At 63.7% G+C, this 26,419-nt stretch carries 25 protein-coding genes; 18 read left to right on the top strand and 7 right to left on the bottom strand.

Annotated features, from left to right (window positions below; all coding sequences use genetic code 11):
- Nucleotides 1–18: 18 nt before the first annotated feature.
- The 6 genes from OUZ30_RS10690 (at nucleotide 19) to asnB (ending at nucleotide 7,115) form a co-directional block, all read left to right on the top strand.
- On the top strand, nucleotides 19–1,524 hold the full coding sequence (locus tag OUZ30_RS10690) for a complex I subunit 5 family protein (RefSeq protein WP_266182297.1): 1,506 nt from the start codon (nucleotides 19–21) through the stop codon (nucleotides 1,522–1,524).
- Nucleotides 1,521–3,155 carry a proton-conducting transporter transmembrane domain-containing protein gene (locus tag OUZ30_RS10685; protein ID WP_266182295.1) on the top strand — a complete coding sequence of 545 codons (1,635 nt, stop codon included), beginning with the start codon at nucleotides 1,521–1,523 and terminating at the stop codon, nucleotides 3,153–3,155. The genes OUZ30_RS10690 and OUZ30_RS10685 overlap by 4 nt, the downstream gene beginning before the upstream one ends.
- A gap of 89 nt (nucleotides 3,156–3,244) precedes the next feature.
- The gene (locus OUZ30_RS10680) at nucleotides 3,245–4,693 is read left to right on the top strand and encodes an efflux transporter outer membrane subunit (RefSeq protein WP_266182293.1); all 1,449 of its coding nucleotides are present in this window, start codon (nucleotides 3,245–3,247) and stop codon (nucleotides 4,691–4,693) included.
- Nucleotides 4,694–4,770: 77 nt separating this feature from the next.
- Complete coding sequence (locus OUZ30_RS10675; protein WP_266182291.1) at nucleotides 4,771–5,163, top strand: SpoIIAA family protein; 393 nt, start codon at nucleotides 4,771–4,773, stop codon at nucleotides 5,161–5,163.
- On the top strand, nucleotides 5,160–5,348 hold the full coding sequence (locus tag OUZ30_RS10670; protein ID WP_266182289.1) for a hypothetical protein: 189 nt from the start codon (nucleotides 5,160–5,162) through the stop codon (nucleotides 5,346–5,348). The genes OUZ30_RS10675 and OUZ30_RS10670 overlap by 4 nt, the downstream gene beginning before the upstream one ends.
- A gap of 93 nt (nucleotides 5,349–5,441) precedes the next feature.
- The gene (asnB, locus tag OUZ30_RS10665; RefSeq protein WP_266182287.1) at nucleotides 5,442–7,115 is read left to right on the top strand and encodes an asparagine synthase B; all 1,674 of its coding nucleotides are present in this window, start codon (nucleotides 5,442–5,444) and stop codon (nucleotides 7,113–7,115) included.
- Between the two features lie 12 nt (nucleotides 7,116–7,127).
- Here asnB and OUZ30_RS10660 read toward each other — a convergent pair whose 3' ends face one another.
- Both OUZ30_RS10660 and OUZ30_RS10655 read right to left on the bottom strand, forming a co-directional pair.
- Nucleotides 7,128–7,466: a gamma-glutamylcyclotransferase family protein gene (locus tag OUZ30_RS10660; protein ID WP_266182285.1), complete on the bottom strand. Its 339-nt coding sequence runs from the start codon at nucleotides 7,464–7,466 to the stop codon at nucleotides 7,128–7,130.
- Between the two features lie 71 nt (nucleotides 7,467–7,537).
- Nucleotides 7,538–8,593 (bottom strand): AI-2E family transporter, encoded by a 1,056-nt coding sequence (locus OUZ30_RS10655; RefSeq protein ID WP_266182283.1) that lies wholly within the window; start codon nucleotides 8,591–8,593, stop codon nucleotides 7,538–7,540.
- Nucleotides 8,594–8,902: 309 nt separating this feature from the next.
- Here OUZ30_RS10655 and prfB point away from each other — a divergent pair.
- The 9 genes from prfB to OUZ30_RS10610 all read left to right on the top strand — a co-directional run bounded on the left by prfB (nucleotide 8,903) and on the right by OUZ30_RS10610 (nucleotide 20,901).
- Nucleotides 8,903–10,028 (top strand): peptide chain release factor 2 gene (gene prfB, locus OUZ30_RS10650; protein ID WP_266182281.1). Its coding sequence is split into 2 segments (ribosomal slippage): nucleotides 8,903–8,977 and nucleotides 8,979–10,028, totalling 1,125 coding nucleotides; the frame shifts between segments, so codons are not numbered across the junction.
- A complete protein-coding gene (locus OUZ30_RS10645) occupies nucleotides 10,021–10,377 on the top strand; it encodes a hypothetical protein (RefSeq protein ID WP_266182279.1) in 357 nt (118 codons plus the stop codon). The genes prfB and OUZ30_RS10645 overlap by 8 nt, the downstream gene beginning before the upstream one ends.
- 104 nt (nucleotides 10,378–10,481) lie before the next feature.
- Nucleotides 10,482–12,002 (top strand): lysine--tRNA ligase, encoded by a 1,521-nt coding sequence (gene lysS, locus OUZ30_RS10640; RefSeq protein ID WP_266182277.1) that lies wholly within the window; start codon nucleotides 10,482–10,484, stop codon nucleotides 12,000–12,002.
- A 3-nt stretch (nucleotides 12,003–12,005) separates the two neighbouring features.
- A complete protein-coding gene (locus tag OUZ30_RS10635; protein WP_266182275.1) occupies nucleotides 12,006–12,311 on the top strand; it encodes a YciI family protein in 306 nt (101 codons plus the stop codon).
- Complete coding sequence (locus OUZ30_RS10630; protein ID WP_266182273.1) at nucleotides 12,308–12,571, top strand: BolA family protein; 264 nt, start codon at nucleotides 12,308–12,310, stop codon at nucleotides 12,569–12,571. The genes OUZ30_RS10635 and OUZ30_RS10630 overlap by 4 nt, the downstream gene beginning before the upstream one ends.
- Before the next feature lie 262 nt (nucleotides 12,572–12,833).
- Nucleotides 12,834–16,343 carry a chromosome segregation protein SMC gene (gene smc / locus OUZ30_RS10625; RefSeq protein ID WP_266182271.1) on the top strand — a complete coding sequence of 1,170 codons (3,510 nt, stop codon included), beginning with the start codon at nucleotides 12,834–12,836 and terminating at the stop codon, nucleotides 16,341–16,343.
- A gap of 11 nt (nucleotides 16,344–16,354) precedes the next feature.
- Nucleotides 16,355–17,353 carry a cell division protein ZipA gene (gene zipA / locus OUZ30_RS10620; RefSeq protein WP_266182269.1) on the top strand — a complete coding sequence of 333 codons (999 nt, stop codon included), beginning with the start codon at nucleotides 16,355–16,357 and terminating at the stop codon, nucleotides 17,351–17,353.
- Nucleotides 17,354–17,442: 89 nt separating this feature from the next.
- A complete protein-coding gene (locus OUZ30_RS10615) occupies nucleotides 17,443–19,020 on the top strand; it encodes a phospholipase D family protein (RefSeq protein ID WP_266182267.1) in 1,578 nt (525 codons plus the stop codon).
- Between the two features lie 159 nt (nucleotides 19,021–19,179).
- Nucleotides 19,180–20,901: an esterase/lipase family protein gene (locus tag OUZ30_RS10610; protein WP_266182265.1), complete on the top strand. Its 1,722-nt coding sequence runs from the start codon at nucleotides 19,180–19,182 to the stop codon at nucleotides 20,899–20,901.
- A gap of 33 nt (nucleotides 20,902–20,934) precedes the next feature.
- Here OUZ30_RS10610 and OUZ30_RS10605 read toward each other — a convergent pair whose 3' ends face one another.
- Nucleotides 20,935–21,372: a carboxymuconolactone decarboxylase family protein gene (locus tag OUZ30_RS10605; protein WP_266182263.1), complete on the bottom strand. Its 438-nt coding sequence runs from the start codon at nucleotides 21,370–21,372 to the stop codon at nucleotides 20,935–20,937.
- Nucleotides 21,373–21,479: 107 nt separating this feature from the next.
- Between OUZ30_RS10605 and pdxR the strand changes: the two genes are divergently transcribed.
- Nucleotides 21,480–22,916 carry a MocR-like pyridoxine biosynthesis transcription factor PdxR gene (gene pdxR, locus OUZ30_RS10600; protein ID WP_266182261.1) on the top strand — a complete coding sequence of 479 codons (1,437 nt, stop codon included), beginning with the start codon at nucleotides 21,480–21,482 and terminating at the stop codon, nucleotides 22,914–22,916.
- 75 nt (nucleotides 22,917–22,991) lie between these two features.
- Here pdxR and OUZ30_RS10595 read toward each other — a convergent pair whose 3' ends face one another.
- Complete coding sequence (locus OUZ30_RS10595; protein ID WP_266182259.1) at nucleotides 22,992–23,114, bottom strand: hypothetical protein; 123 nt, start codon at nucleotides 23,112–23,114, stop codon at nucleotides 22,992–22,994.
- An 87-nt stretch (nucleotides 23,115–23,201) separates the two neighbouring features.
- On the opposite strand from OUZ30_RS10595, the gene OUZ30_RS10590 reads away from it, so the two are divergent.
- Nucleotides 23,202–23,519, top strand: coding sequence for an antitoxin Xre/MbcA/ParS toxin-binding domain-containing protein (locus OUZ30_RS10590; RefSeq protein WP_266182257.1), 318 nt, complete (start codon nucleotides 23,202–23,204; stop codon nucleotides 23,517–23,519).
- A 27-nt stretch (nucleotides 23,520–23,546) separates the two neighbouring features.
- Here the strand turns inward: OUZ30_RS10590 and OUZ30_RS10585 are convergent, their stop codons facing one another.
- From OUZ30_RS10585 to OUZ30_RS10575, 3 genes are read right to left on the bottom strand one after another with little or no spacing between them, the layout of a single operon-like run.
- A complete protein-coding gene (locus OUZ30_RS10585) occupies nucleotides 23,547–25,106 on the bottom strand; it encodes a PepSY-associated TM helix domain-containing protein (protein ID WP_266182255.1) in 1,560 nt (519 codons plus the stop codon).
- Nucleotides 25,107–25,117: 11 nt separating this feature from the next.
- On the bottom strand, nucleotides 25,118–25,378 hold the full coding sequence (locus OUZ30_RS10580) for a hypothetical protein (RefSeq protein ID WP_266182253.1): 261 nt from the start codon (nucleotides 25,376–25,378) through the stop codon (nucleotides 25,118–25,120).
- Complete coding sequence (locus OUZ30_RS10575; protein WP_266182251.1) at nucleotides 25,375–25,650, bottom strand: hypothetical protein; 276 nt, start codon at nucleotides 25,648–25,650, stop codon at nucleotides 25,375–25,377. The genes OUZ30_RS10580 and OUZ30_RS10575 overlap by 4 nt, the downstream gene beginning before the upstream one ends.
- A gap of 195 nt (nucleotides 25,651–25,845) precedes the next feature.
- Between OUZ30_RS10575 and OUZ30_RS10570 the strand changes: the two genes are divergently transcribed.
- Nucleotides 25,846–26,415 (top strand): LexA family protein, encoded by a 570-nt coding sequence (locus tag OUZ30_RS10570; protein ID WP_266182249.1) that lies wholly within the window; start codon nucleotides 25,846–25,848, stop codon nucleotides 26,413–26,415.
- The last annotated feature ends 4 nt before the right edge of the window (nucleotides 26,416–26,419 follow it).

Below are 26,419 nucleotides of genomic sequence, written 5' to 3'. Positions count from 1 at the left end.
CCCGCGGCGCCCGTGAACTTGACGACGCCAGCCGGCCTGTTGCTCGTGCTCGCGGTGCTGCTGCCTTTTACCGGCGTGCTGCTCGGACTGGTGCTCGGCGGCCGCCATGCGCAGCGGGTGGCGTGGGTGACGATCCTGCTCGGGATAGGCATCGTGCTTGCGATCACGCGGGTCCTGCTGAACTCGGGCGCCTCGCTGGTCTATCTGCTGGGAGGCTGGGCGCCACCGCTAGGCGTCGCGCTGCGCGCGGACGGTCTGTCGGTCTGCATGATGCTGGTGGTCGCCTTGGTCGTCGGCGCAGTCGGCGTCTACGCGAATGGCGATTTCGGCACGCCCGCTGGCCAAAGCGAAGCGCGTGCGCCGCTGGCCTTCTGGCTCTTGCTGCTGGCGGTGTGGGGATCGTTAAATCTGGTCTTCGTGAGCGGCGACATCTTCACCCTGTACGTCGCGCTCGAACTACTGACCTTCGCCGGCGTTCCGCTGGTGGCGCTCGATGGACGCGCCGAGACGCTGCAGGCAGCGCTGCGCTATCTGGTGTACGCCTTGCTCGGCTCGATGTTCTATCTGCTGGGCACGTTCCTGCTTTATGGCGCTTACGGCACGCTCGACATCGCACTGCTGGCCGCGCGCGTCGGATCGCAACCGGTGACCTGGATGGCCGCAGCGCTGATGACCGCCGGCCTGCTGGCCAAGACCGCGCTGTTTCCGTTGCATCTGTGGCTGCCGCCTGCGCACGCGGGCGCGCCGGCCGCGGCGAGCGCGCTGCTTTCCGCGCTGGTGATCAAGGGCGCCTGGTTTCTGGTCGTGCGGCTCTGGGTTGATGTATTTGCGGGCATCGTGACCCTGCCGGCGGCGCAGTTGCTCGCGGCGCTGGGCGCCTCGGCCATCATCGTTGGCAACATCGTGGCGCTGCGCCAGGCAAGGCTGAAGTTGCTGATTGCCTACTCGACGGTGGCCCAGATCGGCTATCTGTTCCTGATGTTTCCGCTGGTCCAGGCGCTCAACGCGATGCGACTCGACACCGCCGCGGCCGTCACCGGTGGTGTGCTGCAAGCGATCTCGCACGCGACGGCGAAAGCGGCCATGTTCATGGCCGCTGGCCTGATCTACAGCACGCTTGGGCACGACCGCATGGCCGATCTTCGCGGTGCGGGGCGCGCCTTGCCGATGACCATCACGGCGTTCGCGCTGGCCGGCGCTTCGTTGATCGGTTTGCCGCCCTCGGGCGGCTTCCTGGCCAAGTGGCTGCTGTTGTCGGCCGCCATCGCCACGGCTCAATGGTGGTGGGTGCTGGTGATGTTGGTCGGTGGCCTGCTCACCAGTGCCTATGTATTCATGGTGGTGGTGCGCGCCATGGCGCCGGCCGCTCCTGGGTGGTCGCCGAAGAAGCAGGTGCCGGGCTACCAGCAGGCTGCTGTGCTGGGGCTGGCCCTGTGTTCCTTCCTGCTCGGTCTGGCGGCGCTGCTGCCGGTCGATATGGCACAGATCGGCCGCACGGTCGCACCGCTGGTGGGATCGCCATGAACACAACTCGGATCCTGCTTGCCGCCGCCATCGGCCTGCCGCTGTTACTGCTGCTGGCCTGCGCATCAGCCAGCCTGCGCCGTCGCATGCCGGCGCTGTTCGTGATCGCGCCGCTGCCCGCGCTTGCGGCCGCTCTGTGCGCTGGCCATGAATCGATGCTGGTGCTTGGCAATGCACGCTTCGCCCTGCGTTTTGCGCTCGACCTGCCGGGCGCGATGCTGCTGGGTTGCGCCGCCGTGCTGTGGACTCTCGCGGGCATCTTCGCCTGGCGCTATCTGCGTGACCGGGTGGATGGCGATGGCCTGGTGGTCTGTTGGCTGATGACGCTGACCGGTTGCGTCGGTGTCTTCCTGGCCGCCGACATGATCGGCTTCTACTTCCTGCTTGCGGTGCTCAGCGTCGGCGCCAGCGGTTTGGTGCTGCAGGGCGATGGTTCGCAGGCGATACGCGCCAGTGCGATCTATCTCGGACTCGCCTTGCTGGCCGAAGCCTTTTTGCTGGCGGGCCTGATCCTGCTGGCGCAGGCGACACCGCACGGCAGCCTGTTGATCCGCGATGCGACAGCGGCGTTGCCGAGCTCGCCATGGCGCGACGTGACCCTGGTGCTCCTCCTCACCGGCCTGGGCATGAAGGCGGGTTTGGTGCCGCTGCATTTCTGGATGCCGTTGGCCTACGGCGAAGCGCCGATTCCCGCGGCGGCGGTGATGAGTGGTGCCGTGGTCAAGGCCAGCATTCTCGCCTTGATCCGTTTCCTGCCATGGGGCGCTATGCTCCCCGATGCCGGACATGCGCTGGCATTGATCGGCCTGTTTGGTGCGATCTACGGCGTGCTCATCGGCATCACCCAGGCGCACCCCAAGCTCATCCTTGCCTATTCGAGCGTCAGCCAGATGGGTTTCCTGGTGGCGGTCATAGGCATGGGGCTGGCGGCCGGTGATACCGGCACGGCCCTGGCGGCGGCCTTCTATGCCGCCCACCATCTGCTGGTGAAGGGCGCGCTGTTCCTTTGTGTGGGCGCGGTGATGCTGACGGGCCGCCAGCACCGCTGGCCGATGCTGGTGCCCGCTGCCGTCATCGCGTTGGGCTTGGGTGGCTTGCCGCTGACGGGGGGCGCGCTCACGAAGTACGCGGCCAAGGATTTGCTCGGCGAGGGCCTCGCCGGCTCGGTCGCCGTGGTGTCTTCGATCGCCACCACCTTGTTGATGATCCATTTCCTGCGTCGTTTGAGCGCGATGACGGCCGCGGACCCCGATGCGCGTGCACCGGCGGCGATGGCTGGCTCGTGGCTCGGCATGGCGCTCGTGTCGCTGGTCATCCCGTGGGCGCTTTATCTGTTGATTCCCATCGATACGCTGCCTAAGGCCGTGGCGCCGGCTGCTCTGTGGGCCGCGCTATGGCCCGTTCTGGCGGGTGCGGTGCTGGCTTTTGGCCTTGATCAGCTCGGGACGCGGATACCCAAGCTGCCCGCGGGCGATGTGGGCGAGGTCTTGTATCCGCTGGAAGACACCAGCAGGGCGGCAGGCGGCTGGTTCGAGCGCGTGGACGCGTTCTCGCGCCGCTGGGCCGTGTCATGCATCGCCTTGTTGCTGGTGTCGTTGTTGTTTGGTTGGACGCTGATGGTGGCAGGCTGATGCGGGCGTGCGATTTCATCACATGCCAACGCGCACATTAGGCGCGGTTGAGTCGGTCCCGGTCTGTTTATTTCAACGGGGAATACGCCATGAGAAGGTTGACATTGATGATGCTTGCCGCCGTCTCGGTCTGCGTTGCCGGCTGCATCATGGTCGGGCCGAATTACGAGCGCCCCACTGTGCAGACGCCGGAGGCTTGGCGCATCGACCTGCCCAAGGCCGAGGAAGTCGTCAACACGAAATGGTGGGAGCAGTTTGGCGATCCGGTATTGAATGAACTCATCGAAACGGCGCTGCGCGATAACCTGGATGTGCGCGTTGCGGCGGCGCGAGTCGATCAGTTCATTGGCCTGCTGCGCTCATCGCGTGCGCAGGCGTTGCCGCAGATCGGCTACGGTGCCGATATCAGCCGGAGCCGCGCCAGCCAGGTCGGGCAGCCGCCGCTCCCGTCCGGCGTCAATCCGGAGTTCAATCTCTATCAAGGAACGTTGGCTGCGGCCTGGCAAATCGATCTGTTCGGCCGCGTCCGCCGTCTCAACGAGGCCGCGCAGGCCCAGGTATATGCAAGCGAACAGGCCCAGCGAGGCGTCGTGCTTTCGCTGGTGGCGGGAGTAGCCAACAGCTACATCACCTTGCGTGGGTTGGATCGGCAGCGCGAGATTGCCGTGGCGACGGCGGCCAACTTCGGCGAGACCATGCGCATCTTCGAGTTGCGTTACAAATCAGGCCTGGTCTCCGAAACCGAAGTGTCGCAAGTGCGTTCGCAGTTCAAGCTGGCACAGACGGCGATACCGGCCATCGATCAGCAGATCGCCATCCTGGAAAACGGCATCTCGGTCCTGATGGGGCACAATCCGGGCCCGATTCCGCGCGGCAAGTCGATCGACCAACTGATGCTGCCGGTGATCCCGGCGGATATACCTTCGACGGTGCTTGAACGGCGTCCGGATATCCTGCAGGCCGAGCAGAATCTGGTGGCCGCCAATGCGAATGTCGGCGCCACGCGCGCGCTCTACTATCCCAACATCTCGTTGACCGGCGTGCTCGGGTCGATCAGCACGGCCTTCAGCGACTTCCTGACCGGCCCGGCCCAGGCGTGGTCGGTGGGGGCAGGGCTGACCGGGCCTATCTTTACCTCAGGAGCGATTCGCGGGCAGGTGCGATCTGCCGAAGCGCAGAAGCAACAGGCCCAGCTGTTTTACCAACAGACCGTACTGAATGCGTTTGGTGATACCAACAATGCGTTGATTGGCTCGCAGAAGACCATCGAGCAGGTGGTCTTGCAGCAGCAGCGGGTGGATTCGTTGCGCGAATATGCGCGGCTTTCGCGCCTCAAGTTCGAAAACGGCCTGATCGGTTATATCGACGTGCTGGTCTCCGAAAATGACTTGTTCGCCGCCGAACTGTCGCTCGCGAGCCTCAGCGCGCAACGCTACACGCAGGTGGTGAACGTTTATCAGGCGATGGGCGGTGGATGGGTGGACATCGCCGATGCCATGACGCCCGTGCCGCTGGGTTCGGTGCAGCCACACAAGTGATGGCGCGTGCGTGGCCGATGACGTGTCTATAACATGCGTTTTGCGATACAAATGACTCATCCACAGGGACACCCACCATGATCGAACAGATTCAGGGCTTACCGCCGGGCACACTGGGATTCCGCGCCAGCGGACAGGTTACGGCCGCTGACTACGAGCGGGTACTGGTGCCGGACATCGAGGCGGCGTTTGCCTTGAATCGCAAGTTGCGTCTGCTCTATCACGTCGGCCCGGATTTCACCGGGTTCGATCCGGGCGCGATGTGGGACGACATGATGCTCGGCTTCCGGCATTTCAGCGGCTGGGATCGCGTGGCGCTGGTGACCGACGTGGCATGGCTGCGCATTGCGGCGACCGCCATGGGTTTTGTAGTACCCGCCGAGTTCCGCCTATTCAGCAATGCCGAGCTGGTGCTCGCGATCGACTGGATCCGGGAGCCGAAGCCCGTGACGGAAGAAGAGAACAAATGAAACTGTTTGCAGGGTGCTTGTCAGCGGCCGGCGCTTGTGTTGAAGTCCACGCCATGTCCTGCATTCGCGCCCATTTTGTTTCCATGACCGCGACCGCCGCTTCCGCGACGGCACGTACTCATGCGTGCGCGCTGAATAACAACGCCAATAACAATACCCGCATCGACGGGTGGGCCGGCGTGTAAGCAGAAACTGCAAGCATTCACGCAAAAAGGCCCGCTCCCAGCGGGCCTTTTTGTTTTTCCGCCACACGAAAAACCAACCAAGGGACCTGTGTCATGTGTTCGATCTTCGGCATGTTCGACCTGCAACCAGGCGATGACCTGGCAGCACTGCGCCAGCAGGCGCTGGAACTCTCCCAGCGCCAGCGCCATCGTGGGCCGGACTGGAGCGGCGTGTTCGTCGACGCCGGCGTGATCCTGGTGCATGAACGCCTGGCCATCGTCGATCCGGCCAGCGGCGCGCAGCCGCTACGATCACGCGATGGTGCGCTGGCATTGGCCGTGAACGGCGAGATCTACAACCACCGCGATCTGCGCGCCGCCAGCGGCTATGACTTCACCACGGGTTCGGACTGCGAGGTGATCAATGCGCTGTATCGCGAACCGATTGACCCAGCTGCATGGGTGTCCAAACTCAACGGCATCTTTGCTTTTGCATTGTGGGATAGCGAGGCAGCCCGCTATGTGATCGCCCGCGATCCCATCGGTGTCTGCCCGTTGTATTGGGGGCACGATGGCGAGGGGCGGCTTTGCGTAGCATCGGAGATGAAGGCGCTAGCCAGCATTTGCACCGACGTGGCGCCATTTCCACCGGGCCATGTCTATGACAGCACCGATGGCGAGCTGCGCCGCTACTACCAGAAGCCCTGGCGCGATTACACCCACACGAAAGGCCACGATGTTTCGGCAGATGACTTGCGCGAGGCGTTCGAGCAGGCCGTGCATCGCCAGCTGATGACGGATGTGCCCTACGGCGTCCTGCTCTCCGGTGGACTGGATTCCTCCCTGGTCGCGGCCTGCGCCGCGCGCTTCGCGCGTCACCGCGTCGAGGATGACGACCGCGCTGAGGCCTGGTGGCCGCGACTGCATTCCTTCGCGATCGGATTGGAGGGCTCGCCTGATCTTGCCGCTGCACAAGTTGCTGCCAATGCGCTTGGCACCGTGCATCACGGCTTCATCTATACGTTCTGGGAAGGGCTGGATGCGTTGCCCGAAGTGATCCGCCATATCGAAACGTATGACGTCACCACCATTCGCGCCTCCACACCGATGTACTTGCTTGCACGCAGGATCAAGGCGATGGGCGTAAAGATGGTGCTGTCGGGCGAAGGTTCGGACGAGATCTTTGGCGGTTATCTTTATTTCCACAAGGCGCCGTCGGCCGAGGCCTTTCACGAGGAAACCGTGCGCAAGCTCGATGCGTTGCACAGTTACGATTGCCTGCGTGCGAACAAGTCGATGATGGCCTGGGGTGTGGAGGCGCGCGTGCCGTTCCTGGATCTGGAGTTTCTCGACCTGGCCATGGGCATGGATGCGAGTCACAAGATGGCAGGCAAGGGGCGCATCGAGAAAGCGGTATTGCGCGAGGCGTTCCAGGGTGCGTTGCCGGACGAGATTCTGTGGCGCCAGAAGGAGCAGTTCAGTGATGGCGTCGGCTACGGCTGGATCGATGGCCTGAAGGCGCATGCCGAACAGGCGGTGAGCGATCGAGAGTTCGCGGCGGCGGCTACACGCTTCCCGCACAACACGCCCGCCACCAAGGAGGCCTATCTGTACCGGCGCATCTTCGAACGCTTCTATCCGGGGCAGGCGTGCGCGGCGACGGTGCCGGGCGGCAAGTCCATCGCGTGTTCCTCACCCGCGGCCTTGGCATGGGATCCGGCGTTTGCGGGGGCGGCTGATCCGTCAGGGCGTGCGGTGCGCGGGGTGCATCAGCAGGCGTTGGTGTAGCGGCCTCTGAGCTCAGGCTCTGGGCAGATACACGAAAGCATGCCGTCCCGACACCAGCACGACCCCTGCACGGGCGTAGGCGGCCTGCTCGTATCGATCCGCGGCGGCGAGTTCGTCGTCATTGAGCTCAAGAACGCGGCCGGGGACGGCGTCTGCTGCGTTGGCCGTGGCCACGAGGCCGGGGTGCACGTCACTGCCACTGGCCGCGATGACCGCGGGATCGGTGATCCGCACTTCACACACGGCGTAGCCGGCGAGACTGTCAGTGGCCATGGGAACCTCGCGGCCGAATAAAGATTGCTGCACGCGCGGGAGCTGGAGCGTGCCGAAGGAGAAAAGTGCGTTAGTCATAGGCGCGACGGTAGCAGCAACCGTCTCAGCCCGACCATCTTTCCGAAGCAGAGAGTGGGCAAAAGGCTCGATCAATTCTCTTCGAGATCACCACTACGGGAGAGCAACACAGCAATGGGACGCGTGCCGGGGAATTCCGAGAACACCATCGTCAAGCAAGCCGTGATCGGTACGGCAAGAAACGCGCCGGGGATGCCCCATAGCGCGCTCCATACGGTCAGGCTGATCAGGATGGCGAACGGACTGAGGTTCAACGAGTTTCCCATCAGGTACGGGTCGAGGAAGTTGCCGATGAAGAACTGTGGCACGGAGAGCGCAATCACCAGCATCAGCACGGTGTCCGTGTCGCCATACTGGACAATGGCAAAGGCCATCGGGAAGAACACGCTGAGGAACGAGCCGATATACGGTACGTAGTTCAGCAGCGTGATCAGTACCGCCCAGAACGCGGCAAATTCCAGTCCAAAGAAGGCCATCACGGCCCAGCTGACCAGGCCGGTCAGTAAGCTGAGCAGGGTCTTGAGCGCCAGATAGGTGCCCACGCGCTGGTTGATGTGAACAATGATCTTCTGCAATTGCGCCACGTTGCGTGGCTCATCTGAAATATGGGCCAGTTTGTTGGGCAGGCTGCGCTGTTCGACCAGAAGAAACGCGACATACAGGAAGACCACGATCAGGCTCGCGGCAATCGAGGTGATGGACATCACGGTAGAGCCGATCAGGCGTTGCATATTGACCTGGCCGAGCAGGTCACGGCGCAGCGTGGCCCAGGTGGGTTCGGACTCGAAGCCAAATCTCGCGGCGCCTTTCTGGATCATGTTCAGCAAGGTGGCCTGGTATTGCGGGGCCAAGGTCGCCACCCGCGTGAGGTTGGTCATGATCAGGGACGCCATGGCCATCAAGGCCAGTGCAATCACCAGGATCGATAGCGCGTAATGCACTTTCATGGGTAAGCGCGGGCCGAGCACTGGGATGCGGTAGAGCAGGCGCGTCAGGCCGACGATCACGTAGACCACCAGGATGCTCAGGACCACCGGTTCGAAGATTTTCTTGCCGACGTGCAGCACCCATCCCACGGCCAACGCGAGCACCACGCCATAGACCAGGGACTGAAATCGCTCGTTCATGCGGGCATGGGTCCGGGCAAAGAGGCGCGTCATCGGGGCTGGCAGCGTCAAGCGTTGCCGTCCGGTACCAACCGTGTCTGAGACTTACCTGTCCAGCGACTTTTTTTTGTGAATTTGCCAGGGGATCGATGGACGGGCAGCTCGCTCAGGGCAGCCTGGTTGGCACCCGTGCCGTTCCCTCGCTACCGGGCTGGCAGGGGCCGGGGACGGGCACGCACGAGTCACGCGGCGCCTGAGGCGTGGCGCCTTACCGGCAAATCGGAGTCCTCTGTTATCCTAAACGGCTGCTGATACGGAACCTCAACCCAAATGATCGAAACCAATCCGATCCTTGCGCAGATTGCGGACCTCAAGGGCCGCGTCGAGTCGCTTAGGGGGTATCTTTGACTACGCCACCAAGCGTGAGCGTCTCGAAGAAGTAAGCCGCGAACTGGAAAGCCCCACCGTGTGGGACGATCCTCCGCGCGCCCAGGAACTGGGTCGCGAACGCGCCCGCCTGGAAACCGTCGTCAGCGGCATCGATACGATGACCGCAGGCTTGATCGACGCCAGCGAGTTGCTGGAAATGGCCGCTGCCGATAACGACGAAGACACCGTCAACTCGGTGGTCGCGGACCTGCGGGGCCTCGACGCCAAGGTGAGCAAGCTGGAATTCCAGCGGATGTTCTCCGGCAAGATGGACGCCAACAACGCATTCGTGGACATCCAGGCCGGCGCCGGTGGCACCGAAGCGCAGGACTGGGCCGAAATATTGCTGCGCATGTATCTGCGCTGGTGCGAATCGCGCGGCTGGAAGACCGAGTTGATGGAAGTCAGCGGTGGCGAAGTGGCCGGTATCAAGTCCGCCACCTTCCGGGTGGAAGGCGACTACGCGTATGGCTGGCTGAAGACCGAGATCGGCGTGCATCGCCTGGTGCGCAAGAGCCCGTTCGATTCGGATAATCGCCGCCACACCAGCTTCACCTCGGTGTTCGTGTCGCCGGAAGTGGATGACGATATCGATATCGATATCAACCCGGCCGACCTGCGCACCGATGTGTACCGTTCCTCCGGCGCCGGTGGCCAGCACGTCAACAAGACCGAGTCGGCCGTGCGTATCACGCATATCCCGACTAATACGGTGGTGGCTTGCCAGACCCAGCGCAGCCAGCACGCCAACCGCGATCACGCCATGAAGATGCTCGCGGCCAAGCTGTACGAGCTGGAACTGCAAAAGCGCAATGCCGAGAAGGACGCGCTGGAAGCGAGCAAGTCGGACATCGGCTGGGGCAGCCAGATCCGCAACTACGTGCTCGACCAGAGCCGTATCAAGGACCTGCGCACTGGTATCGAACGCTCCGATACGCAGAAGGTGCTTGATGGCGACCTGGATGAATTCATTGAGGCGAGCTTGAAGTCGGGCCTGGATGCGGGCGCCAAGCGCGTGGATGCCTGATCGCGAGCCATCGAATCTGCACGACGACCGAGGTGTTGCCTGCATGAACAGAACGAAGACTTTCCCCATTCTGGTCGTGTGGGCCGCCCTGGCGGCATGCAGCGACGTGGCCGGCGCGCAGCAGGAAAGCACGTCGTCCTCCTCCGGTCAGGGTATCAAGCAAGATGCCAAGGCGGCCGGCAAGGACATTGGCGACGGCGCCCGCGATATCGGGCACGCGACCAAGAGCGCAGCCATTTCGGTCGGCCACGGCGCGAAAGAAGCAGGCCAAGGCATCGGGCATGGCGCGAAAGAAGGCTGGGAGGCCACCAAACACGCAGTGAAACACGTGTTCGGCAAGGGCGATTGACAGTCGGCGTCGCGGGAAAGCACTGTCCCGCCCGTCCGCTGATTGGATGACAACTAGAGATGCGTCCGCCGAACGGCGCGGGCGCCGGCAGCTACGGAAACCTCATGACTGAACCGACCGATATCCAGCCCATCGACGAAAACAAGCTGATCGCCGAGCGCCGCGAGAAACTGAAGGCGTTGCGGGGGCAGGGCGTGGCGTTTCCGAATGACTTCAAGGTCGATGCGTTTGCGGGCGACCTGCAGGCCGAATTCGCCGATGTCGAGCAATGGACGGCCGAGGCCATCGAGGGCGCCGCGCGGCGCGTGAAAGTGGCCGGCCGCATCATGCTCAAGCGCGACCAGGGCAAGGTCGCGTTCGTGCAGATGCAGGACTTCAGCGGCCGCATCCAGCTATTCATCCACCAGGGCACGGTGGGTGAGGACACCTTCAAGGCTTTCAAGGGCTGGGACCTGGGCGACATCGTCGGCGCCGAAGGCGTGCTTATGCGCACCAAGACCGGCGAGTTGTCGGTGAAGGTTGATGTGCTACGCCTGCTCACCAAGAGCCTGCGTCCGCTGCCGGACAAGCGCCACGGCCTGGCCGACGTGGAACAGCGTTATCGCCAGCGCTATGTCGACCTGATCGTCACCGAAGAAGCACGCCGTACGTTTGCCCAACGCTCGAAGATCATCGGCTTTATGCGCCAGTGGCTCGAGTCCGAGCCGCGCCGCTTCATGGAAGTGGAAACGCCGATGATGCACCTGATCCCGGGTGGAGCCACTGCGCGTCCGTTCGTCACCCATCACAACGCCTTGGACATGGACCTGTACTTGCGCGTGGCACCGGAGCTGTACCTCAAGCGCCTGGTGGTCGGTGGTTTTGATCGCGTGTACGAGATCAACCGCAACTTCCGCAACGAGGGCGTGTCCACCCGGCACAACCCTGAATTCACCATGCTGGAGCTGTACCAGGCCTACGCCACCCACACCGAGATCATGGACCTCACCGAAGCGGTGATCCGTGAGTCGGCCAAGGCGGTGATCGGCACCACCAAGCTCACCTGGGACGGCACCGAGATCGACGTCGGCCCGGCGTTCCGCCGCTGGAGCATGGAAGACGCCGTGCTGGAGCTGAATCCGGAAATCCGCCGCGAAGACCTCCGCGATCGTGATGCGCTGGTGGCCCACTGCAAGCGCCTGGGCATTCCGCTCAAGGGCGAGTTCGGCTGGGGTCGCTTGGTGCTCGAGATCTTCGAGAAGACGGTGGAGCACACGCTGATCCAGCCGACCTTCATCACCGACCATCCGGTGGAGGTGTCGCCGCTGGCGCGCGAAAGCGATACCAAGCCTGGCATCACCGACCGCTTCGAGCTGTTCGTCAACGCCAAGGAGCTGGCGAACGGTTTTTCCGAGTTGAACGACCCGGAAGACCAGGCCGCGCGCTTCCAGGCTCAGGTGGACGCCAAGGCCTCCGGCGACGACGAGGCGATGCACTTCGATGCGGACTACATCCGCGCACTGGAAGTGGGCCTACCGCCGACCGGCGGCCTCGGCATCGGCATCGATCGCCTGGTGATGCTGCTGACCAACGCGTCGTCGATCCGCGACGTCTTGCTGTTCCCCTATATGCGTCCGGAGGCCTGATTCATGTGGTTTGCCATCATTGGCACGGATGTGCCTGATTCTCTTGATAAACGTAAGTCGGCTCGGCCGGCGCATGTCGGCCGACTGCAGCAGTTGCTGGACGAAGGGCGCTTGCTCGTCGCCGGTCCGTTTCCAGCCATCGATGCGCAGGATCCGGGCCCGGCAGGCTTTACCGGCAGCCTGATCCTGGCGGATTTCCCGTCGCAGGCCGAAGCGGAAGCCTGGGCCAGGGTCGATCCCTATGTCGACGCCGGCGTCTACGCCAGCGTCAGCGTGAAGCCGTTTATCCAGGCGCTGCCGCGGGCATGAGCGCGCCGATGGTCGAGCAGATCCGCGAGCGCCTGCAGCAGGCGCTCGATCCGCTGGCGCTGGACGTGCTGGACGAGGGGCATAAGCACGCGGGTCATGCCAATGCGGGCAAGGGGCACTTCCACGTGCGCGTCGTCAGCGCGGCGTTTGCCGGGCAGCTGTCGATCAAGCGCCATCGCCTGGTTTATGCGGCGCTGGAAGGGCTGATGGATAACGGTATCCACGCGCTATCCATCGACGCCAAGGCACCCGGGGAATAACCCCAACCCCACCTGGCCGTCATCCCAGCGCAAGCTGGGATCCAGCGCCTTGGGCGCCCGATGCCCGCGAAAGTCACTGGATTCTGACTTTCGCCGGAATGACGAGTTGAGCGGTCGGCGGTAAATCGTTATATAACATTGATATAGCCATCAATGCTAAAGTGAAACATCCCGCCGAAACGCATTGCGACTACGGCCTGCGTTTGGCACAGTGCCCCATCGCCCGGAAGCCTCGGGCATCTCACCCAGCGTTGATGCCCGAATGCGCCTGACCACGATCAAACTCGCCGGTTTCAAGTCCTTTGTGGACCCGACCACGCTGCACCTGCCAACCAATATGACCGGCGTGGTGGGGCCTAATGGCTGCGGTAAGTCCAACATCATCGATGCCATCCGCTGGGTGATGGGCGAAAGTGCCGCCAGCCGCCTGCGTGGCGACTCGCTCACCGACGTGATCTTCTCCGGCTCCAACGCGCGCAAGCCCGTGGGTCAGGCGACGGTCGAGCTGATCTTCGACAACGCCGACGGCACCATCCAGGGCGAGTACGGCCAGTACGCCGAGATCTCGGTGAAGCGCCAGGTCACCCGCGACGGTCAGTCGGCGTACTTCCTCAATGGCGCGCGCTGCCGTCGCCGTGACATCACGGATTTGTTCCTCGGTACCGGCCTGGGTCCGCGCAGCTATTCGATCATCGAGCAGGGCATGATCAGCCAGATCGTCGAGGCGGCGCCCGACGAGCTGCGCACGCATCTGGAAGAGGCGGCCGGCATCTCCAAGTACAAGGAGCGCCGCAAGGAAACCGAGAGCCGCATCAAGGCCACGCGCGAGAACCTCGACCGCGTGCGCGACGTGCGCGACGAGGTGGACAAGCAGCTCGAACACCTCAATCGTCAGGCCCGCGCCGCCGAGCGCTGGAAAGCCCTGAAGGACGAGCAGACGCGCAAGGAAGCCGAACTGCGTGCACTCGAATATCGGGGGCTCAAGGGCCAGCACGATGGCGAAGGCGCGGGCCTGTCTGCCGCGGAGATCGAGATCGAGCGCCAGCTGGCTGGCCAGCGCCATGTCGAAGCCCAGTTGGAAAGCGTGCGCGAGCGCCACAGCGGCGCTTCCGAACACCTGAATGCGGTGCAGGCCGAGGTGTACAAGGTCGGCGCCGAGATCGCCCGCGTCGAACAGCAGGTGCGCTACAACCGCGAGACGGCCGATCGCCTGTTGCGTTCGCAGGGCGAGACGGAGCGCGAATACGCCGAACTGGCCGAGCACATCGCCAATGATCGCACTCAGGTGGAAACGCTGCGCATGGCGCTGGCCGAGGGTGAGCCGCGATTGGAAGCCCTGCAGCAGATGCAGGACGACACCGCTGACTCGCTGCGCGACACCGAAACCAAGTTGGCCGACTGGCAGCAGCGCTGGGACTCGCATACGCGTACCGCGGGTGAGTCCAGCCGCGCCGCTGAGGTGGAGCGCACCAAGCTCAACTACCTCGACCGCCAGGCGGTCGACCTGTCGCGTCGGCGCGAGGCGCTGGAAGCCGAGCAGAAAGCCACCGATGTGGCGGCGCTGGATGCTGCCGCCGAGCAGCTGCAGCTCGAGCACGAAACGCAACACGAGCGGGTGGAGTCGTTGGGCAGCCTGCTCGACCAGCACAAGACCGGCTACGAGAAGGTGCTGGACGAAGAGCGCCAGGTACAGTCCGCGCTCAACGAGGCGCGCCAGCAGCTGCAATCCGCTCGCGGACGTCAGTCGTCGCTGGAAGCCTTGCAGCACGCCGCCCTGGGCCAGGAGGAAAGTGCCGCCAGCGGTTGGTTGGCACGCCTCGGACTCGACAAGTCGCGTCGACTAGGTGAATCGCTGCAGGTCGAGGCGGGCTGGGAAACCGCCGTCGAAACCGCCTTGGCCGGATTCCTCGACAGCGTGCTGGTGGACGAGTCGCACACGCTGGCGTCCGAGTTTGGTTCGCTGGAAAACGCCGACGTCGCCCTGGTCAATGCGGTCGAAGGCGGCGCCAATACCGCAGGCACGCTGGCGGCGCATGTGCGTGGCCCGGCGGCTGCCGTGTCCATCCTCAGTCACGTGCTGACCGCCGACTCGATCGAACACGCGCATGAGCGCGTGGCCCAGCTTTCCGCCTTGGCGCCGTACCAGTCGGTGATGACGCGCAACGGCGAATGGCTAGGCCCTGGCTGGGCGCGCGTACGCCGAGCGCAGGGCAACCAGGTCGGCGTGCTGGCGCGCGAGCGTGAGATGCGTACGCTGGCCGAGCAGATCATGGCGCTGGAAGAGCGCATCGAAGAGGCCACCAACACGCTCGATGACCTGCGCACGCGCAAGTTCGAAGCCGAGCGCTCCCGTGACGATGCGCAGCGCGAGCTGTACAACGCGCACCGCCGCCAGTCCGAACTGGCCGGCCAACTGCAAAGCCATCGCGGCAAGATGGAAACCGCGCGTGCCCGCGCCGAGAAAGTGGCCGGCGAACTGTCGGACCTGATCAGCCAGCTGGACGAGCTGCAGGCGCAGACCCGCGACGCGCGTGCGCGCCTGGACGAATCGGTCGGCCACATGGGCGACCTGGAAGACCAGCGCCGCGAGCTGGAAAACGAACGCCGCGCCCTGCTCGAGTCGCGCGAGGAAGCGCGCATGAACGCGCGCGAGGCGGCCGACCAGTCGCATGCGCTGGCGCTGGCGCTGGAGTCGAAGCGTTCGTCGCTGGCCTCGCTGGAACAGGCGCTGTCGCGCATGGATACGCAGCTGCGCCAGATCGAGGCGCGCCGTAGCGAAATCGCCGAACAGCTCGCCGCCGGTTCCGACCCCATCGCCGAGCTGGAAGCCGAGCGCCAGACCTATCTGGATCAGCGCCTGTTGGTCGACAAGCAGCTGGTCGAGGCGCGCCGTGCGCTGGAAGATTGCGACGCCGAGTTCCGCCGGCTGGAGCAGGAGCGTCAGCGCATCGAACATGGCCTCAACGGACTGCGCGAGAAACTCTCGCAGAAGCGCCTTGCCGCACAGGCACTGCAGTTGCGCGCCGAGCAATTGGCCGAAGCGATCACGGCCTCCGGCCTGGAGCTCGAGCCCTTGCTGGCTGAGCTGGCGGAAGATGCTGACGCCAGCCAGTGGCGCACGCAACTGGTCGAGATCGGCCAGAAGATCGTGCGCCTGGAACCGGTGAATCTCGCCGCGATCCAGGAACATGCCGAGCAGAGCGAGCGCAAGACCTATCTCGACAACCAGCTCGCCGACCTGGTGAGCGCCATGGAGACGCTGGAAGCGGCGATCAAGAAGATCGATCGCGAAACGCGCCAGCGCTTCAAGGAAACCTTCGACCGCGTGAATGCCGGTGTGCAGGAATTGTTCCCGCGCCTGTTCGGCGGCGGCCACGCCTATCTCGAACTGACCGGCGACGACCTGCTCGATACCGGCGTGGCGATCATGGCGCGCCCACCGGGCAAGCGCGTGTCCAATATCACCTTGCTGTCCGGCGGCGAAAAAGCCTTGACCGCGGTATCGCTGGTGTTCGCCATCTTCGGCCTGAACCCGGCGCCGTTCTGCCTGCTCGACGAGGTGGACGCGCCGCTCGACGAGGCCAACGTCGGCCGCTTCTCCAGCATGGTGAAGGAGATGAGCGAAAAGGTGCAGTTCATCTTTGTCAGCCATAACAAGGCCACCATGGAGGCGGCCACGCAGCTGTGCGGCGTGACCATGCGCGAAGCAGGCGTGTCGCGCCTGGTGCAGGTGGATCTCGCCGAAGCGGCTAAACTTGCGGGCGCTGCTTGAGGAGTTTGATCATGACCGTACAACCCGTGCTTGCGTTCGCCTGGAATCCCGCCGTCGGCATTCCGTTGCTTATCGTCGGCCTGATCGTGCTCGCGCTGATCTGGTTGTTCGGCCAGCCGAAGAAGGAGCAGGGCAGGCGGCGTGTTGTGCTCGGCCAGGCCGGTGAGCGGCGCGAGCCGACCTTCGGCAGCGAGGGCGAGTCGCATGACGAGCCGTCCTTCAGCGCGCGCGACGACTTCCACCTGGATCCGCTGGACGCGGGCCAGCCGCACCAGGGTGAGTTGGACATGGGCCTGCGCGAGGAGCTGGAACGGCTCGGCGCGACGCTGGCCGGCGGCAAGGACCGGATCGAGCCGGCGCCGCTGACCAGGCCGAGCGGCATCGCCGGATCGATCGTCGACGCCCTGCGCGCGCCGCCGGAACAGTTCGAGAACAGCCTTGCTGGGGCGACTTCCGCTGAACCGGTATCGCCAGCCCGCGCCCCGACTGCCGAACCCACACCGGCTCCCGCCGCACCGCGCGTACCGCCGCGGTCGGATGTAGGTCGCCGCCCGGAGCGCCTGCCGGTGGAGCGTATCGTCACCTTGTTCGTGGTGGCGCGCGAAGGCAATGTATTCAACGGCGCCGATTTGATCGTGGCAGCCGAGAAGGCCGGCCTCGAGTTCGGCGACATGGGCATCTATCACCGCCTGGTGGACGGCAAGCGCGAGCTGGGTCCGATCTTCAGCGTGGCGAACATGCTCAAGCCGGGCAATTTCGACCTGACCCGACTGGATGCCTTGCTGACGCCCGGCCTGAGTTTCTTCATGACCCTGCCGGCGCCGATTCCCGCGCTGGATGCCTGGGACACCATGCTGCCGACCGCCCAGCGGCTGGCCGAACTGCTGGATGGCCAGGTGCTGGATGAGGAGCGCAACGCGCTCGGTCGCCAAAGAGTGGCGCATATTCGTGACGAGCTGCGCGGCTGGGACCGCGACCACGAAGGCAAGGAAATCACCTTCGGTCGCTGATGCCGGTCCGCCAGTCCCTGGAAGGCGGGTAAGAGAAAGCTTGCGCAGCACCGGCGACTTCGCCAGAGTCTGGCTCCAAGGAGGGAGACATGGCCTGCAAATCGCTGCGTCACTTCGCGTGGCTGGGACTGTTGTCGCTCGTCGCATGCACGCATTCCGACCTGCGCCCAGACTACCCACGCATTCCCAGTACGATGTTGCCGGCAGCGGCCGACGCGCCGCTGGCTACCTACGCGACCCGCATCACCATCAAGCACAACAGCGAATCGGGCGTGCGCCTGATCAGCGATGCGAACGAAGCGCTGCTGGCGCGCATCGCCCTGGCCGATCGCGCCGTGCACTCGCTCGATCTGCAGTACTACACCTTCCACAGCGACGCGACCGGCGAGTTGCTTGCCAACCACCTGATCGCCGCGGCTGATCGCGGCGTACGAGTGAGATTGTTGCTCGATGACCTGCATGTGGCCGGCAACGACGAAGTGCTGCGGGCACTGGATGGTCACCCGCATATCGAAATCAGGTTGTTCAACCCGTTCCTGGAGCGCAATTCGTCGATATGGAGCATCGGCAAGCAGTTCGCCGGCGATTTCTCGCGACTCAATCGACGCATGCACAACAAGGCGTTCGTCGCCGATAGCTCGATGGCCATCGTGGGTGGCCGCAACATCGGTGACGAGTACTTCGACGCCAGCGGGAACGTCAACTTCCGCGATCTCGATGTGCTGGTCGTCGGTCCGGTCGTCAACGAGATCGGCACCGCCTTCGACAGCTACTGGAACAGCCAGCTGTCATTTCCCATTGGCGCGTTTCATCACAAGGCCTTGAGCCCGGCCGAGGCGGCGAGCATCCGCGAAGACATCAGGGTCAACGCGCGCCTGTTCAGCCAGAGCAACTACGCGCAGAACCTGGTCACCCGTGCGGGTGATCTTACGCATGAAGTGCCTGCCACCGATTGGGCCTGGGGGCCAGCCACCTATCTGGCAGATGATCCCGAGAAGGCGAACCCGACGACCAGCAACGAAGGCCTGAACATCGTGCCGGCGATGCGGGCCTGGACGGATTCGGCGCAGCATCGTCTGACCCTGATCAATCCTTACTTCCTGCCCGGCGAGCGAGGCGTCACTTATCTGCAGACCTTGCGCGACCGTGGCGTGGAAATCCATGTACTGACCAATTCGCTGGCTTCGACCGACGCGGGCGATGTGTATAACGCCTATGCCTCGTACCGGCCACCTTTGTTGAAGATGGGGGTGAGCCTGTATGAGCTGAAGCCCGACGCCAGCGGTGGGCATGGCGGGGGCAGCCATTTCTTTGGCTCCAGCTCGGGCTCCAACAGCCTGCATGCGAAGGCGATCGTGGTGGATGACGGCCATGCGTTCGTCGGCTCGATGAACCTCGATCCGCGTTCCCTCGACCTCAATACCGAGGACGGCGTGATCATCGAATCACCGGTGCTGGCCCAGGCCTTGCTCGCCATCTTCGCGGATGCCACCAGGCCAACGCACAGCTATAACGTGCTGCTGGATGCGTCGACGGGTCGCGTCTACTGGGAGGGGCAGCAGTCCGATGGTCAAGCGATCCGCTATGACCACGCCCCCGAAACGACCTGGTGGCGACGCTTCAAGGTGGGGCTGGGCGACCTTTTGCCGATCGAGCACCTGCTTTAGGGGCGGCTCGCTCTCTCCGGGTCGCCCGCGCCGGCCTCGCCGTGGCGGGACAGATGCATGCGCATGCCGACAAGCGTAACTTGAGGGCGGCTGGCTGGACTTGCGCACCCAGCCATCGATGCGGGTTGGATAGGGCTACTGCTGGCGATGGGAGCTTGCATGCGCCGTCTTGATGCTGGTGACAACCGAACCATCGCGGCACGCTTCAAGACGACCTCGTGCTTGGCTGCGCAGGTCAGGCGTGGCCCGGCGGCCTCATGGCGCTTGCTGGGACTCTGGACGCTCTGCCTGCTGCTGGCTGCCTGCGCCTCGGTGCCGCATCAGGGCACGCCGTCGACGGCGCCGCCGGACCCCTTGGTCGAAGCCAGGCGACTCTGGCGTGAGCTGCCGCACCAGTCGGACCCAGAGACATCCGCACGGATCGCCATGCATTGCGCAGCGTACGCTTACCTTGCCCTGGGCAGTCGCCATGCTGGCCAGCGGCGCGAGGCCGAGGCCATCAGCAACACGTGCAGCGGATTGCTGGTGGACTTTCTGCTTGAGCACGAGCCGCCGCGCTGGACCTCCGAAACGCTGAGCGTCGGTGAGTCAAAACTTGCCGTCGAATTCCGTGGGGTGTCGAGCAGCCTGTCGGGAACGATGGCCTTGATCCGCGCCGATACCGTGCTCATCCCGCCTGTGATGGGCACGCGCTATGCGACGCCGGGCCTGGGTATACCGCTGGTGGCCATCCAGGCGCGCTGCACGGATCACCCGGCTTGCCGCCTTTTCCCGTCGGAGGGGGTGGCCCGTCCGGTGACGGCATGGGTCGAGCAGGACGGCGAAGGCATGCCCCAGTTGGTCATGACCGATCCGACCCTGCATCCGGACATCGTGGTGGCCGATCAGCATGTCGTGCTTGCCAGTGACGTCACTGCGCCGCTGGCCGCCTTGTACGACAGATCTCGGCTTGATCGCCTGGCGATATGGAACCTGCTTGGCGGTACCGAACTGGCGGTTCGCGAGGGCCTTTACCTGTTGGAGGACTACGACCCGAACAAGACGCCCATCATCATGTTGCATGGCCTGGGGCGCAGTCCGCTGATCTGGGCCCGGCTGACCAATATGATCTTCGGCTCGCCCGAATTGCATGCGCGTTACCAGGTCTGGCACGTGGTGTTTCCCACCAATACGCCGATCTTGCTCGATCGCCACCGCGTCCAGCAATTTCTCGACGATGGCTGGCGCGCGCTGGATCCGTCAGGCACGGCGCCGGCACGGCAGAACATGGTGCTGATCGGGCACAGCCTGGGTGGTGTGATGTCGCGCCTGCTCGCGTCCAATAGCGACGAAGTGATCTGGAATGCCGTGTTCGATGAACCCGTTACTGCGTTGAGCGGCACTCCCGCCGATATTGCCGTGGTAGACAGCATTTTTCACTTCAAGGCGTATCCGGGCGTAAGCCGGGCCATTTTCCTGGCTGCACCGCATAAGGGCAGTCCGGTTGCCGACGAGTTCATCGGCCAGCTTGCCTTGCGCCTGGTGCGGGTCAGTGCCCCGGAGGTGGATGCGCTGCTGCGCGTGGCCAAGGCCAATCGCCAACATGAGTCGGTGGCGTTGGCGGCTGACTATCAAAAGGAAGGCCTGAGCAGCATCAGCACCCTGCGTCCGGAACAGCCGGTGAGCCATGCCGCGCAATCGCTGATGCCGGTCGCGAGCGTGCGTTACTACACTTTTGCCGGCAGCCTTCCCGGTGCGCGACCGCCCGGAGACGGGTTCGTGCCGCTCAGCAGCGCCATTCTGCCCGGGGCCACCTCCACCACCATCGTGAAAAGTGGGCACCAGCTGTATCTCAAGGACGAAGTGCTGACGAAGATTCTTGAGATCCTTCGTCAGCCCTGAGCTGACTCGGCACGTTGAGCGGACACCGCGGCATCAGGCAGGAAGCTTGCGGAAGGCAATGGCGAAACGGTTCCAGCCGTTGATCGCCACGATCAGCAAGGTCAGATCGGTCAGCTCTTCGGGCGAGAAGTGTGGCTGCACCGCTTCCCACACGGTGTCCGGCGCGTGGCTTTGGGAGATCAAGGTGACGGCTTCGGTCCATTCCAGCGCGGCGCGTTCGCGATCGGTGAAGAATGGCGTTTCGCGCCACACGCTCAGCGTGGACAGGCGGCGTTCGTTTTCGCCGGCCTTGCGCGCATCGGAGGCATGCATGTCCACGCAATAGGCGCAGCCGTTGATCTGCGAGGCGCGCAGGCGCACCAGTTCGATCAGTGACTTTTCCAGGCCGCTTTTGCCGATGCGCTGCTCCAGGCCGATCATCGCCTTGATGGCGTCGGGGCTGGCTTTATAAAAATCGAGACGCTCGCTCATGTCTGTGCTCCTTGGTAACAGAATTCAGCGGGGAAGGTGGGATAAGGCTATGCTCATTATTGGACTACCTAAATATCCAATTTTTAGCAATTTAAGGTGACCACTGGATGGACATTCAATTGACCATCGCCGGCCGCCGGGATCTGACGGGCCAGTTGTACCGGCAGCTACGTACCGCCATCGTGGATGGCCGCTTGCCTGCCAGGGAACGGCTGCCGTCCACGCGCGATCTGGCACGGCAACTTGGCGTGTCGCGCAAGACGCCACTCGAGGCCTACGAGCGGTTGATCGCCGAGGGTTTTCTGATCAGCCATGCGGGAGACGGCACCTATGTCGCGGAAGGGCTGGCGCCAGCACCCGTAAGCACGCGTGCGCGCAGTGTCGCCTCCCCTAAGGCCGCCGCCGTGTGGAAGCGAGTGCCGGAGGCGCTATCGATGCCCAAGCCCGGTACGCAGCTCACCTATGACTACCTGGGCGGCGTTACCGACAAGGCGCTGTTTCGCGGGGACGTATGGCGCAGGTGCATCAACCATGCCTTGCGTGTACAGGCGCGCGGGCGCGGCATGTACCACGACCCGGGCGGCGAGCAGGAGTTGCGGTTGGCCATTGCGCGATATGTCGGGTTCAACCGCGGTGTCACTTGCAACTGGCAGGATGTGGTGGCTACCCAGGGGGCACAGCAAGCGCTCGACCTGGCCGCCCGTGTCATGGTCAATCCCGGCGATACCGTCGCGGTGGAGGAGCCGGGCTATCCGCCGGTGCGCTCCGCCCTGCTGGCATTGGGTGCGCGCGTCGTACCTGTTCGGGTGGATAACGAAGGGCTGGTGGTGAGCGCACTGCCGGATCATGCCCGACTGGTTTACGTGACCCCCTCGCATCAATTCCCGCTGGGCATGCCCATGAGCCTGGAGCGCCGCATCGCGCTGCTGGAATGGGCTTCGGCACGCGGTGCCCTGATCGTCGAAGACGATTACGACGGCGAGTTTCGCTTCGAAGGGCGGCCCGTGGAGTCGTTGAGGAGTCTCGATCGCAGCGGCGTGGTGGCCTACGTGGGCACCTTTTCCAAGACGATCTTTCCTGAGTTGCGCATGGGCTACGTGATACCACCCGAATCGCTCGCCACTGACTTCCTCAAGGCCAAGCAGATCAACGACTGGCACGGCAACAGCCTGACCCAGGCCGCGCTGGCGCGTTTCATGCTGGATGGCGATTTTGGCAAGCACCTGCGCCGCATGCATCGGTATTACGCGGAGCGGCGCGAGGCTTTGCTGGGGCATTTGGAGGGTGAGCTGTCGCGCTGGCTGGAGCCCATCGCGCCAGTTGCTGGCATCCATCTTGCGGCCATGTTACGCAAGGGGCTAAGCGAGGATGAGCTGATCGCCAAGGCGCGTATCGAGTCGATCGGGCTATATGGCATCTCGCGTTTCTATGCCGGACGACGCGCGAGGCAGGGAATCATATTCGGCTATGGCGATATTTCGGTGGCTGCCATTCACGCATCCATGTCCCGGCTCAAATCGGTACTGGCCAGTCTGTCTCTTTGAGTTTGGTGCAAGCAAAGGCGCGGTTGCAAGGTCGCCAAGACTAACCAAAAGTCGTAGCTGATCAGCCTAGAGAATTCACGCGAATTCAGCATAACCTTGCGCATGATCCAGTCGCATGGGCGGTATCGCCGTGATGGCCGGATGCAGCGTGGTATTCGGCGAAATGGCGGGTTGCACAGGGAGGGAAGACTTGGTCATTGCGCTGATCCGATCGAAGGGGAGGTCGGGAGCAGCAATTGACACAGACGAGAGGCGTGTGGATGCGGGCATATAAGGAGCGAACGTATGCGCAAAGTTACGATCAAATTTCAAGACGTCGCCACGGAGCTTGCTCAGATCAACACCTTGCGGGATGACGTCATGGAGCGCGCCTTTGGCGCGCTGGAAAAGCAGCAAGCCTCGCTTGCCACGATGCTGGTGCAGAGTCTGCGCGACCGGGATCGCGCCGTACGCTGGATGTGCCGGCATCAGAATGCGTTTGGTGGGCGCACGGCTTACGAATTGCTTGCTGATGGCGAGGCAGACACGGTATGGGACGAGATTGCGCTGATGGGTGACGCGCCCGCTGTCGCCCGCCCCGGCGCGGTGCGGATGGCTTATTGACCATCGAAGAGCGTCAGGTGCGCTGGCTCAGGAGGCGGCCGGCAGTGCCCACACACTATGGGCGTTACCCGTACGGGCGCGTCGAGCCGTTGCGCGTGCAAAGCAGGCAAAGACGATGCTGAGGGCGATGCCAGTCAGGTCGACGCCGAGCACGCTTGGGGTCAGCGGCGTCCACGCCTGAGCGAATGCGCCAGCGTTGCTGATCAGGTCGGCGACGGCCACGACGATGGTGAGCGCAGCCGTGGCCATGAGCAATTCCACCGTGGCCTTCGCTATGGGGCGGATGCAGGCGTACACACAAGCGGCGAGGAACAGGCCATAACAGGTGATGCGCTGTGGCAGGCCGGCATCGGCGCCCAACCGGACGGCTATCCAGGTCGCGGCGAAGGCGCCCGAAATGCCCAGGCAAGTGCCCAGGAAGACCCCGATGGTGGCACGCGCCATCACGCGCGTACGCTGCGGTTGATCGAGATGGCGTCGCTTGCGACGTGATTCGATCCATAACAGGTTGCCGGAATAGAACAGGAAAGCACCGGCCAGCCCAAGGATGAAATACAGCCACTGCACGGTGCGTCCGCCGAAACTGCCGAAGTGCAGGCCATAGAGCGCGGCATAGCTGATGCCATTGAGACTGTACGCATCACCGGCAAACGTGCGCAGCACGCGGCCGTCGCGGGCGGACAGCACGATCGTGCCGAAGGTGCCCAGCGTATGCTGCGAGAGTCCACGCACCTCGGCCACGGCGTTATAGTCACCGTAGTGCACGAAGTGCATGTAATCGGGTTCGAACGTGGTGACCCCCAAGGTCAATGCCGTGGCGCGGGCGCGTTCCAACAACACCTCGGGCGACAACATGACGGCCGGCGTGCCGCTGGCGGTGATCGTGGGCGTGGTCTGCGTGGCTTGGGCGAAGGCGCTGTACAGCTTGCCGTCGAACGCGACGGTATTGAGTGTGGCCAGGGTCAGGCCAAGCAGGCAGAACAGCGCGCCGGTGATCGAGAAAATGATGTGGAAAGGAAGGCTGATCACGCCGATGGCATTGTGCGCGTCCTGCCATAGCCGCTTGAGATTGCGGCCTGCGCGGATGGCGAACAGGCTGCTCACCAGCTGCGGCAGGTGCATCAGGAAGCCTGATACCAGCGCCAGACCGTAGAGCACGCTGACGATGCCCATCAGGGTCAGGCCAATTACCGGCAAGCCAAGTGAATCATGCAAGGCGTAGATGAAGTCGGCGAGTTCGTTTTCGCCGGCTTCCGCGCGGGGGGCATGCAACTGGCTGGCGCTGGCAAAGCGCTCATCGTCTTTGTCCTGCCAGAACGCATAGGCCGCATGCGAGGCATCGGTGGGCAGCACGATGCCGAAGTTGTCCTTCGCCGCCGGCTGGGTGGCGGTGAGGCGATCGATCAGCGTGTGCACCGGTACGCCGGCATCCGCCGCGCTGCGCCACGGCGGGTTCTGCCAAGTGGCGATGTCGTTGTGGAAGACGGTCAGTGCGCCGGCGTAAAACGCCACGAACAACGCAAAGCCAGCCAACAGGCCGGTCCAGGTGTGAACCGTTTGATAAGTGCGAATGGTGGAGGCTTTCATCGTGTCATCCGTTACGGGAAGCCCGCCGAACGCGTGGCCCACAACACGAGAAAGGCCGCCGCATTGGCGAGGCCGAGCACCATCCAGGCGCGTGCACCGCTGCGGAACATATAAGTGCCGGCCATCAAGGCGATCCATAGCGGAAAGAACAGGATCATCGCCGGGATAAGAAACGCCGCACCGCCATGCGGCAACAGTCGCAGTGACAACGCGATCAGGGTCGCGGCAAGCGGGAAACCGAGCAGGGCGCCGGCAAGGCAGCGCGCGATCATCGGGTATCCGTCTCTGCTGCGTCGGGGCCGCGCCACCAGGCGAGATAGGGCAGAATGACCCAGGCCAGCATCAAGGTGGTCAGCGTCGCGGAAATGCCAGCCCCGGCGCCCGCAACGATCAGCCAGCAGACCGTGCCTGCGAGTATCAGCACCCAGCCCGCCAGGCGTGCCGTGACACGCAGTGGGGCTTTCAACAGGGTCTGTTGCCCGCTCGCCAGATAAACGAGAGCGGCGCCTGCCAGATTCAGCAGCAGCGCGCTGAGGGTTATCACGTGGCGTATTCCTTGTCGGATCGGAAAGGCGGTTGATTGCTTTTAATGCGAATTATTCTTATTTCGAAGAGGCGCCATGTCAACCTCGACAGGCCAAGTCTGACGAGAAAAAGCTGACATTACGCGATGTATCTCAGGCAGTGAGATGCAGAGAGTGGTATCTTGATTATCGGTCCATTATTCAAGATGACCCTCATGCCTTCTTCCGATCACGGTGGTAGTCGCCCAGGCGCCGGTCGTCCTGCCGGCGAACCCAGTCAGCGTATCCGCGTGCCTGAAAGCCAGGTGCCGTCGGTGCTGGCTTATCTGGACGCCTATCGGGGTACGGCTTCACTGGAGGCCCCGCGGCCAATGTCGTTGACACCCTCGACCGTGGGGCTTACCGCCTTCCTGAGTCGTGTACCGGCAGGTGTGCCGTCGATGGCGGACGATGACGTCGACGAAGTGGTCGACCTCAACGAGCACCTGGTCCTGCCCGGACACGAGCCGAGCACCTTCATCATCCGGGTATCGGGCTGGTCGATGATCGGCGCAGGCATTTTTGATCGTGATGAAGTGCTGGTGGATCGTGCACTCGCGCCGCGTCAGGGTGACATCGTGGTGGCGGTGGTCAATGGCGAGCTGACCATCAAGCGGCTCGGCAAGGTGGATGGTCATGTCGCCTTGTTGCCGGAGAACGCCCACTTCAAACCCATCGTGTTTCGGGAAGGTGAGACGCTGGAGATCTGGGGTGTCGTAACCCGTTGCCTGCGCACGTTGCGGTGACGCC

Origin of the sequence: Dyella humicola (genome assembly GCF_026283945.1) — a bacterium.
Classification (GTDB): Bacteria; Pseudomonadota; Gammaproteobacteria; order Xanthomonadales; family Rhodanobacteraceae; genus Dyella; species Dyella humicola.
Note: the sequence above shows the minus strand (reverse complement) of the source record. Positions and strands in the feature narration are given on the sequence as shown.